The sequence below is a fragment of the Paraburkholderia strydomiana genome, from assembly GCF_031456815.1.
In the GTDB taxonomy this organism is placed as follows: domain Bacteria; phylum Pseudomonadota; class Gammaproteobacteria; order Burkholderiales; family Burkholderiaceae; genus Paraburkholderia; species Paraburkholderia caledonica.
The window spans coordinates 20,938-31,482 of record NZ_JAVDVL010000024.1 but is presented as its reverse complement, the minus strand read 5'-3'; the positions used below and the strand labels follow the sequence as shown (position 1 = coordinate 31,482).

Here is a 10,545-nt window from a genome sequence, read left to right as displayed (position 1 = left end):
GCTTCCGTTTGCAGGTGGTGCGTGAGCTCCGCTGCCAGCATGCGCTCGGCCAGTTGCTTCTTCAGTTGCCCGGCCAGGCCCGATTCGCCGAGGATCGACTCGGCATCCTTGTTCTGCACCTGCGCCAGCAGTTGATCGATCAGTTCATCGGGGAACAGCTTCGGCGCCTTCGGGTTCTTGCTCTTCCTGGTCACGTTTGTGTCGGTCATTGGACGTTATTTCCGTTATCGTCTCATGACCTCTTCACACGAAATATCTGACAGGCTCACCGCGCAAGCAGCTCCGCCAAACCGTATTCTTCTCTCAGGCCGTCAACCAGGGTCGTCTTCTCCCGGTTGCTCAGGAGTGGCAGGTCGGCGCCCAGGTCTTTTTTATGAGTTCATTCGCCTTCTTCAACAGGTCGTGTTCAAGCTGCAGATTGCGAATATCGCGCCGGAGCCCTTCGACCTGTCGCTCCAGTTCGTCCCGATCCGTCTCCGCAGGCGTTCGCTTGTCGCGTTTCATGGATGCAGGGGCCTCCCGGCCGAGTAACTGGTTCTTCCAGTTGTACAGCGTCACCCTGTCGACGTCCAGCTTTCGCGCCAACGCCTGCGCACTTCCTTGCCGTGTGCACAGTTCGTATACCGCCGTCTGCCTTGAGGCTAATGAGGCGGCCGGTCGCCCTCGTTTGCCAACCACGTATGCCCTGGTTTCCGGATAGCGCTCGCGAACCCATGCCGTCAGTATCTGGCGACAGGGGTAGTAGCCTAATGCCCGGAGGGTGAAGCTAAAGCACCGCCCGTGATTGAGGTAATGCTCGAGTGCCAGGTTCTTCTGTTCCTCTGAGTACTTCGGCTTTACTCGAACATAATCTTTCTGCAGATCGCCACTGCTCTCGAATTCCGCACACCACGCCTTCAGAGAATTCTTCGTCGGGTAACCCAATTGGCGGATTGTCGCCTTGACGCGCTTTCCGAGCTTCAGGTACAGCTCGACCGCCCGAACGCGGTCCTCGTATGAATACATGGACTACCTCCAAAGTAGTCCGGGATTTTGTCCGCATCCCCACTTACGGCCCTAAGGGGGTCAGTTCTACATGGACATCAACAGAGACTCGGCACTCAGCGGATGCTCAGTGCATGGCCAGCAGGATGAACAACGCGTGTCATGCATACCGCTCTACACCCGACATAGCGGCGCACCGGGACTGTCAGGTTAATGGGCGGCGGTAAAAACTAAGTGATGGTAAAAGGAAAATCGCTTTTCGATGACCGCGGCTTCCCTGTCGTCATTACCAGCTGCGTGGTTTTTTGCGTCCAGACCGGGCGCGCCTGCTTGATCGGTTCGATCGCCATTTCACGGTGGCACGGCCGAACCGGTACTGCCTTTCGGATTTCAGTTACGTTCCGAAATCGCAGGCTTGGCGGTTCATCGCTTTCGCGATGGATGGTTCGGTTCCCATATCGTCGGCTGAGAAGCACCTCGGTGACACGGACTTCGTCCACGATCACTTGAACAAGCTTTGCGGGCGTAGCACAGCGGCGACGGAACCTCATCGCACCATCCGGACACAGGACCCCACTGCGCCAGCATTCGCTAAGCGAGCCGCTTGCCGAAGCAGGCATCGAGCCATCGGTCGGCTCGCGAGCATTCATCGCGCGCCCTATCCACTATGTAATGTGTTCGACGCGGAAGCAGCGTTTTCCGTCACGGCAATCGCTCTCGACCAATAGTACTCGCATCATTCGTCACGAAATGCCTCGAGCGTTGTCCTTTCGGTGAACACGCGATTGTCGCGTAATGCCCAGCTTTCTCTCGGCGCCGGGTTTTTTCGACGTCGCCGAGAACGACAGCAGGTTGGCGACGCCTTCCTGCTGCGCCCCGCTCTTCGAATGCGCATGACAATATGAGATGTGTCGTGATCAGGATCCCAGGAATGGTCGGACACCGAATCACACACAGCGAGTCTAAGTGCCCCGTCCAAGCCGGAAGTTTCTGCACTCATGGCGGCCTTGCCGCTTCGATTTGAGCAGACATTCCCGCAACTGGTGATACCAGAATTATTGTCCTATCCTTAGCATGACGTCTCGTTCCGTATTTACAGTTTGCCTTCGATGTTATGCAGGCATGCCTCACGATGATGTCTGGCATGGATCCGTGCGAGGTAGCTGAATGCCCAAATACAGTGCAGATGAGCTCATCGGAGAGATTTACGAAGCAGCTGCAGGCCAGAGAAGCTGGCTCGATGTCGGGTTGGGGATTCGACGCCTCACCGGCGCGATTACGGTCGCGATGTGGGCGCCAGGGTTGGACAGCGAAACCAAGTCGAACCTGCTCATGCCTTTCGACGAAATCCAAGCAAAGCACCAGTATTTCTCGCACGGGCTCAAGGTCAATCCGTTCCATAATTGGGGGTCCGCGGCAGCCTCAACGCACGCGCTCTATCCGCTCGTGTTAAGCGGTGACCAGATTATTTCCAGCCAGAAACTTATCAAAAGCGCGTACTACGAGGAGTGCATGCGCCAATATGGCCTCCAGCACGTATGCTACGCAAGACTGACCGACTGTGACGCAATTGGCTTCGGCATGAGCCGCGGTAGCGGATCTGGCCCCTTCAATGAAGAGGAACTGGCGTTGATTACACGTCTTCGTCCACATCTGGAACGGGGACTCCAGTTGCGTCGGCGAATGTCGGCCCTTGCTGCCCAACCCGACTACGGCCGGGCGGCATTGGAGGCGCTCCCCGGATACGCGATGATGGTCGCTTCCGATATGAGAATCCTGTTTGCCAACACCGCAGCGCTAAATCAGACCACTTCCGCCTCTTGCGGACTCCGTCTCGTGAAGTGCGGGCAAACCTTCGGCAATTCTTTGTTTTTGAGAGCCGCGCACCGTGGCGACAATGAGACTCTGGCAGGGCTTGTGCGGGACGCGGCGTCAGGCCGGTCCGGAGGCGTGATGCGAGCCCGTTCGCCGGTAACAGCATCGTCGGCGACGGGGCTCGCTGTCGTAGTTTCTCCCGCTCCTGCCTGCGTTGTTGACACTACGGCAACGGACCCGCGATCGCAGTTGGCTCCAGCCGTTGCGCTAGTGTTAGCACGTGAAATTGTGTCGATACATTCGACCGCTCATGGGCAAGTGTTCAGAAGCCTATTTGATCTGTCGGAGGCAGAAGCCGATGTGGCGATGGCATTGATTGGCGGTAGATCTGCCAACGATGTCGCGTGTTCCCGCGGTGTGTCTCTCGACACTATCCGAACGCAAATCAAGGCTGTCCTCCGAAAGATGGACGCGCTGAATCTACGCGATTTCGAACGGATCGTTGCTTCGGTGGGAGCGATGATGCCTGCAGCTGGTAGTGCTTCGGTAAGCGAGAGATCGGCAACACCGATTGATACGAACCGCATCGCAACTGCCTGCTGATCTAATGCCTCGACCAGCAACTGCGCGCGACTTGCGAATACAGAACCAATCTCCTCCCTGGGACGCGGTTTCTGTACATCGTCGACTGGGGAGATGCAATGGGCATCAGCCGGGCGATGGTCGGGATGTTTTGCAAGCCGAGCAAATTTCAAGACGGGAAACATAGAGCAGGGTCACGTTTCGGTTTGACGAGTGTAATACGCATCCAATTCTCGGCTCATAGAGCGGCGGCGGAAAATCCGCTTCTTCGCAAGCCTTTCGAATTTTAAGAGTCTAGCTCGGTCTGCTTTTTGGCGATCCGATGATCCGGACTGAAAGGTTTTGAAAGACGAAAAAAGCGCGCCCGCTTCGGGCGAACGCAAATCTATTCACGCGAGATCCGTCATGCAAGTCCTCCCCCGCTCTCCGCACCGCAAGCTAAAATCCGGTTCCGTCAGAAACTCGACGCCAATCAATCGCATTGATTTCGCTGGGCCAACTCACGGAGATAGAACTAGAAAAGCAGGCAGCGCGAGGGTGAGCCGATACCAGGTATGATCCATATCCGCTGCCCGCTCGCGCGGTTTCAATGAGCGGACTGACGCTTTTTGCTTGTTGTGGTCGAGCCGTGCAACGCCCCGCCAAGAGAGTCGGTCGGCATTACAGTCCAGCCCATACCGCGGACATTGCTGATCAACGATTGACCGTACTTCTTGCGCATCCCATGGATGAGTACGTCGACAGCGTTACTGCCCACGTCTTTTGCCCAACCGTAGAGCCGCTCCTCAAGCTGGCTACGCGATAACACCATCCCGCGTCGTTCGAGAAATGCGTGCATCAGCGCGAACTCGCGTGCCGATAGCGGCGACTCCGCGCCGTTGAATATAAAAGTGCGTTTATCGAGATCGAGACTGATCGCTTTGTCGCCAATGCGCGATGTCGCGTACCCCGCCGTACGTCGCAGCACAGCGCGAATGCGCGCTAGAAGTTCATGCGGGTGGAACGGCTTCAGGAGGAAATCGTCAGCACCAGTATCGAGACCGTGTGCGCGGGTTGCGGGATCGCTATCAGCGGAGAGCAATAACACTGGAATTGCGTTACCCGCAGCCCGCGCAGTCCTCAGCATGTCAATTCCACAGGCATCCGGAAGTCCCAAACTGATCAGCGCGACGTCGTAGCACTTCCTGTCAAAGGCGTTCGTGCCGTCGTAGCCGTCGTGAATCCAATCGACCTCGTAGTCGGCAGCTTTCAAAATGCTGAACAGGTCTTGTCCAAGATCCAAATCATTTTCAACCATTGAAATTCGCATCATTCCCTCGTTAAGTGCCGACGACGCTCCTCGTGTCGGTCGCGGAGCCCCTCCGGTCTATTTACCCTCCCCGTTCGTTTTTCGGTGCCTGACAGCGTTTCAATCCGACGCAACCCTTCGGCGCTACTCCGTCGGCTGATAGCAATTTGTTTGCGTCGCAGCACCACGCTTCGGCGTTGAAGTGCGGCATCCGTGAGTGGAACGGATCCACATCGTTTAGTTTTCGTAGTCCGGCGTGCGCTCATAAAGCTGCCAACCGCGATTGTGGGGGAGTTTTTTTTCCTAAACATCCCCACAAGTGGTGATACCGGCGCTATCGCCCGCCAAAGACAAATGGCCAGTGCAGATTTATTACGTATTTCCTTCAAAAGACGCTCAAATACCTCCCCATCGTGTCAGGTGCAAGATGTTTCCGACGCGGGGGCAGCGGCACAACCAAGTGTCCGATTCGCCGTCGCAGCAGAGGATGGAACCATTGCGCAGCCCGTCGTTCCAGCGTGACCTAGATTGCACTTCGGAGAAGACGAGATGGCGCGTTCCCACGTAGTCCATACCACTAGCCTCCACCGCCCCGTCCACCGCTACGGGTCCCGCACGCGCGCGTTGAGGCGGGCTCCGTGCAGCTCAAGTCGCAGGCGAGACTGGCCATCGGCGAGTTATCGTTAGCCAACGGGCCGTGTGGACGTCCCGCGCTGCCGCGCAAGCACTGCAAAACGCGGTCAGCGTTCAACAACCGGCGACGCTGAAGCGGCTTTTCAACGGAGACGGGGCTCGACGCTGGGGTCGAGTCGCCGGCGGGGGCCTCAAGGTCGGCGCTGCGGACATGCAATCTTTTCCTGAACTAAGCATGTTGCGATGTCTCCGCCAAGTTCAAATGTCGGGTCTGCGCTAAATTGAAATGTCGGGTTTTGCGGCGCTTTTTCTTATGTGTTTAGGGTGGGCGGCGCAGCCGCCCACCCCCCGTTCTTCATGTTTTTTGATGCTCACCTCATGCACGGCCTGAGTGACATCCGCTAGCGTGATCGCCCGCTGTTTCTTCAGGCCCACCAGCGCTTTCTTCGCCCGGACGTCCTCGCCAATATGGGTGCGAGAAGGCGAGCCCGAAACGCGCCGGTCATCGCGCTGCGCCTGCACCAGCCGCGCGACTTCCAGCGCCGCGGACAGCCGTTTGTTCTCCACCTCTGCGCCTGATCAATCTGGGTGATCCGGTCATATTCGCGATACGGCAAGACGCGGCCTGTGGCCTGAATCTCGATCGCACCATCCGGGTATTCGACCACTTCAATGTACTCGTGGATGAGACGCCGGTTGACCTCGGTGTCCTGCAGCAGGTACATCACCCGGTCATACTGCACCGTCAGCGCATTGGAGACCTTGCGCGCCACGCGATAGGCCAGGATCTGCCTCAGGTCCTCGTCGTCACGCAGCGGCCGATGCGCGTTATGGTCGCTCTTCGGTGGCTTGCCGAATCGCCGGTTGAAGTCAGCGATAAAGGAGGGCGCATACGCATTGGCCGCTTCGCGCGTACTGATGTTACGCAACCTCAGTTCCTTGACGAGCCGGTCCTGCAACGTCAGGTTGGCCCGCTCGACACGACCCTTGGCCTGGCTCGAGTTCGCACAGAACGCCTCGATATTGAGCTGGTACAGGGCGCGCCCGAACTGCGTGACGCCTTTGCCGGCCGTGCTTGCACGGTCCTTGACGTAGAACACGCTGAACTTGTCGCTATAGAACGCGACCGGTTTGCCGTGTGCTGCCAGATGCTTGCCCAGCGCGTCGAAATAGCTGAATGTCGACTCCGTCGCCGTGAAATGCAGCGTCATCAGCCGGCCAGTCGCATCATCAATAAACACCAGCAGCGTGCAGGCCGGCGCACGTTCCTCGAACCAGCGGTGATCACTGCCGTCAATCTGGATCAGTTCACCCAGACACGCACGACGGTTTCGGGGCTGGTAAACCTTGGCTGGACGATCCCTGCGAGGAATCCACAGACCAGCGGCCATCATCAGCACACGCACCGTCTCGACCGACAGACCGATGCCGTGACATTCCCGAAGCTTCTCGCACGCCAGTGTCGGCCCGAAATCCGTGTAGCGCTCGCGAATGATTGCCAGCGCGCGTCGCGCCACGCCCTCAGACAACTGGTGGTTGCCCGGCCGCCCGCGTTTGCCCGACACGAGTCCGGCAACGCCCGCGGCCTGATAGCGCTGCACCAGGCGCTCGACCTGCCGCACGCTCAACGCAAGGCGGTCCGCTGCCTGACCTAGCTTCAGACGCCGCTCGCAAACGGCCTGTACCACCTTCAACCGGTCCAGCTCGGTCATCGACATGGTGATCGTCCCGGATGCGTTCATGGCCAGCGCTCCCTCAAGGCATGCTGGCCACCAGCCTGAACCCGCAAAACACGACATTTCAATTTAGCGGAAACACGACATCTGAACTTTGGACTAACATGCGAAAAACTGGTCATTTCTTTTATGTCAATTCTCGCAGGATTCCTGACGATATCACTGCGCGACTACGACCACTGTTCGACGAGTCAGCGGTGGGTAGCCACTCCCTCTGCGTTTCGGTCGGTGACCAACTAACTCGAGTAATCATTGATTTGTTCCTACTAGAAGTGTTGCAACCGGGCTGTCCGCCGCGTGCATGACCGCACTGGTTACGGTCAGGATTGTTGTTCGCCGCGCGCACACCGAAAACCTTACGAAAGAACAAAATGGCGAGAACGTCTTCGCGAGGTCACAAAAGGCACGAGCTTCTCGATGAGGTAACAACGCGGCTCGCGCTTCTCTGGCAGCATGACTGAGAGTAGTGCAGGCATGAAACAGGGCTATGGACCCCACGATGGGCCGGACCCCGCGGGTCTACTTCGCATCTCCGTGAAAAACATCATCACCGAATGCCGGCACAAAAAGTCGTCATAGCTTTCGGTCTTCGCCTCGGGAACGCTGCTCCTTTGATGGAAGCAATGCTGTTCTTTCTATCGGCCGAGTTGTGCGACGTCTTCAAGAAAGCAACGGAGTACTTCAACGACTCCAACCTGCGCCATAGTAGGCGTGAGTGGGTGGGATTTTATGTATCAGTATTTCTGGCCCGCTACGCGTGGCTGCCACTGCGCGCCGGAAGCGACCACGCGCCCGCGCTACGTCCGGCTGGTTGACCGGCTCTCTCGCCATCTCGTCGACGTGGGTCTGCGTGACAGCAACCCGGCGGTACCCTTCGCGCTCTCGGCCGCCTGGCCAGAGGATAAGCCCCACGACAACGACGACACTCGCCTGTGCCGCAACCGGGCGGTGGTTGCGCTGCTACTACGCGCTGGGCCCACCGCGGCCGGAATCCGCGTCGCCCGATGGCACAATGTTGTTATCGAGAGGATGGGACCCCAGGAACGGGCTCCCAAACGGGCGCACGCCTTGAACGTACAGTTGCCTTGCCCCCGTTCGGAACGCACCGTTAACGGCGTAGCAGCAGGCGCATCCTGCGTCAGATTCGGCACTCCTTTTCCCGGCGCCACGGACCGACGACACGCCCATTAACGATGTCGTGCTTCGGTGCGATCGTACGTGAAGCACTGGAGGCAATCGGGTTCGCTGCGCCAGGCATGAGCCCGCGTGTGTTGCGCAGTACCTTCGCGCGTCGCCAGCGGCTGCCGGGCTGGACCAAGAGCAGACGAGCGCGTTACTCGGTCTCGCCAGTCGCCGCATAGTCACCCGCAGCCGCGCCACGATCAGCACCCCGGCGACCTGCCTTCGCGTCCTACTCGGTAGTATCAAAAGGCGCCGATTGCAATGCCCAGCTAGCATACCGTCGGGGCAGTCTTTGGAAGCAGACGACGAGAATCCGTCGGTCGACATGGCGCGATGAATCGCCCACGGTCGCACGCGGTCGTATCTTTTCGCGGTGGCGCTCGGATCCCGCCTGCCCCATGCGCGCGGCTACGCGCCCAAGCGACGCGAGATCTTAAGTGACCTTTACGACACTGCTTTCGCCGCCGAACTTCGGTTGCCAGGCTGCGCCAAAGAGTCCGCCGCCCGGAGCGTTCAGGCCGTAACGCTAGCCCAGGAAACTAAGGAGTCAAGGTCCGGTCGCATCGTAACGCTTTCCTGTTCGTTAGGATCCGTTCGGGCGATGACCGCAACACAAGGCTCATCCAAGCCCACGTTGTACGGAACATGCGGTACGCCGGCGGGAATATAAAAAAAGTCTCCGGCCTGAACCACCGCATGTTGTTCCAGTCGTTCGCCGTACCAGCATCCCGACACACCGCTCAGCTGGTATATAGCTGTTTCATGCTCTGCGTGGAGATGCGCTTTCCCGCGGCCACCGGGCGGAATTGTTGCGAGCTGAAGATGTACATACTTTGATCCCACCGTTTCCGCTGAGATACCGACGGCATAGGTCAGCCCTTGTTTGCCATCGAACTCCCGGCCTGTATGCACAACCTGACAGGTGGAGGGGACCGGCTTTTGTGCACTGGTATTCATCGTTTCTCCAGACAATGACGCACTCCTGAGTTGTCGACTGCGAGTCACTGATTGCAGCCGTGCGGGTCTTAAGCGGCGGAGTCATGACACTTCCCAACATGGCGAGGCAAAAACTACCTCGTGACATGTCAAGTGAATGGGGCAATGTCCAGGCGAGCCCCAGTTTTCTTCCGCACAAATAGCAGAATAACGACAAGCGAAGGTCTGAACAACTCGTTTTCGGAGCAAGGTCCACCTCCGCAATGGTTTAGGTCCTGGATGGCAGTCGCGGAGAACGGAAGTCGATGCGCAAGTCTACGTCAGCGGAGGCATGTCATCACTGCGGATTCGCACGGCCACGGTCTGTCCGAGTTGGGGAGAATGGAATGTCGATCTCGTTTTGGAAGACATAAGGGCCGTGCATCGAAGCTAGTCGACCGGCGAAATGCCGATCGCCGGCCGTTCTCCCCGAGGAGTCCTAGCGTTCCCTTAGACATCGAGGTGTGGCGACGTTAGCCGCGTAACTGTTCTGGATGGGTTTGCGCTACTCCCCAGTGAGTATGTCGGTCTTTCTCCCCTCAGAAGCGGCGACCTTCTAAGAACGAGCGAGGGCAGAATGGGTGGGGCCGCAACGAAAATGCTCGGGCAAGGCAGTAGCTAGCCTCGGAAAAAATTAAGACTTACGGCATTTCGCCAGCCGATAGTTCAGGGATTGTGCTTCGCGATTTGCGACCACGAGGACCGGTATGCGCACGGCTTCCGGATGCGCGTCGAACACCGTTTCGTGCGAGCGGCCGAGAACCTACATCGGCTCGGACAGCACCGCGCCGGCCAGTTCGCGGACTGCGCCAGTGACGCGGCCAGCATCGCTGAAATCGCGCCTTGGCTCGTTCTGATGACCCACACGGGACGTCGGTCAGCGTGTGTGCGTAGGCAACCACCTCGCGAACGACGTCCGCGTACTGCGGCGTGCTTCGCGTGCACGCACGACGAAATTCAGGTCGTTGCGAATCTGGCCGTCCTGCCCGATGCCCGCCTCATCGGCGCCGTCTGGAAACATCACGATCAGGCCACGCATGGCAATTGCCGGGCCGAGGAGCGGCACGCGCTGCGACGCGCCGTCCGGCAGCGCGAGATCGCGCACGCTTGCTGTGGGCGTGGCGACGGGGATTGTCTGCACTGAATCGGCGTAAGCGCAGGCACAGAGGCCAAGTGCGAACAATCGCAGGGGAGCGCCATCGAGAGCGAACGGAGTCGAACAAATGGCATCGAAGTCTCAACGGTCAAGGCAATAGCCGGAGCGTACAACGGCGCGCCGGGCGCCGTAAAAGAAATAAAACGTCAACATAAGCACTCCTTTTGCAGGAGAGCGAACCGATCATTAACGGG

Annotated in this window: 4 protein-coding genes and 3 pseudogenes; 1 reads left to right on the top strand and 6 read right to left on the bottom strand. The window is 58.5% G+C overall.

Going from position 1 to position 10,545, the window contains the following annotated elements; genetic code table 11:
- Both J2W46_RS33245 and J2W46_RS33240 read right to left on the bottom strand, forming a co-directional pair.
- Positions 1–209 (bottom strand): annotated as a pseudogene (locus tag J2W46_RS33245) (IS256 family transposase); the annotation flags it as partial.
- 59 nt (positions 210–268) lie between these two features.
- Positions 269–1,005 (bottom strand): annotated as a pseudogene (locus J2W46_RS33240) (transposase); the annotation flags it as partial.
- Between the two features lie 1,146 nt (positions 1,006–2,151).
- Here J2W46_RS33240 and J2W46_RS33235 point away from each other — a divergent pair.
- The gene (locus J2W46_RS33235; protein ID WP_310360078.1) at positions 2,152–3,402 is read left to right on the top strand and encodes a helix-turn-helix transcriptional regulator; all 1,251 of its coding nucleotides are present in this window, start codon (positions 2,152–2,154) and stop codon (positions 3,400–3,402) included.
- A 565-nt stretch (positions 3,403–3,967) separates the two neighbouring features.
- Here the strand turns inward: J2W46_RS33235 and J2W46_RS33230 are convergent.
- The 4 genes and pseudogenes from J2W46_RS33230 to J2W46_RS33215 all read right to left on the bottom strand — a co-directional run bounded on the left by J2W46_RS33230 (position 3,968) and on the right by J2W46_RS33215 (position 10,336).
- On the bottom strand, positions 3,968–4,690 hold the full coding sequence (locus J2W46_RS33230) for a response regulator transcription factor (RefSeq protein WP_310360081.1): 723 nt from the start codon (positions 4,688–4,690) through the stop codon (positions 3,968–3,970).
- 888 nt (positions 4,691–5,578) lie between these two features.
- Positions 5,579–7,020, bottom strand: a pseudogene (locus J2W46_RS33225) (ISNCY family transposase).
- Positions 7,021–8,733: 1,713 nt separating this feature from the next.
- Positions 8,734–9,177, bottom strand: coding sequence for a cupin domain-containing protein (locus J2W46_RS33220; protein ID WP_310360074.1), 444 nt, complete (start codon positions 9,175–9,177; stop codon positions 8,734–8,736).
- Positions 9,178–10,072: 895 nt separating this feature from the next.
- Positions 10,073–10,336: a hypothetical protein gene (locus tag J2W46_RS33215; RefSeq protein WP_310360071.1), complete on the bottom strand. Its 264-nt coding sequence runs from the start codon at positions 10,334–10,336 to the stop codon at positions 10,073–10,075.
- Positions 10,337–10,545: the final 209 nt, after the last annotated feature.

Excerpts from the sequence above, each read along its gene's own strand:
- J2W46_RS33220 (WP_310360074.1), bottom strand. The coding sequence starts at position 9,177 with ATGAATACCAGTGCACAAAAGCCGGTCCCCTCCACCTGTCAGGTTGTG.
- J2W46_RS33230 (WP_310360081.1), bottom strand. The coding sequence starts at position 4,690 with ATGCGAATTTCAATGGTTGAAAATGATTTGGATCTTGGACAAGACCTG.
- J2W46_RS33235 (WP_310360078.1), top strand. The coding sequence starts at position 2,152 with ATGCCCAAATACAGTGCAGATGAGCTCATCGGAGAGATTTACGAAGCA.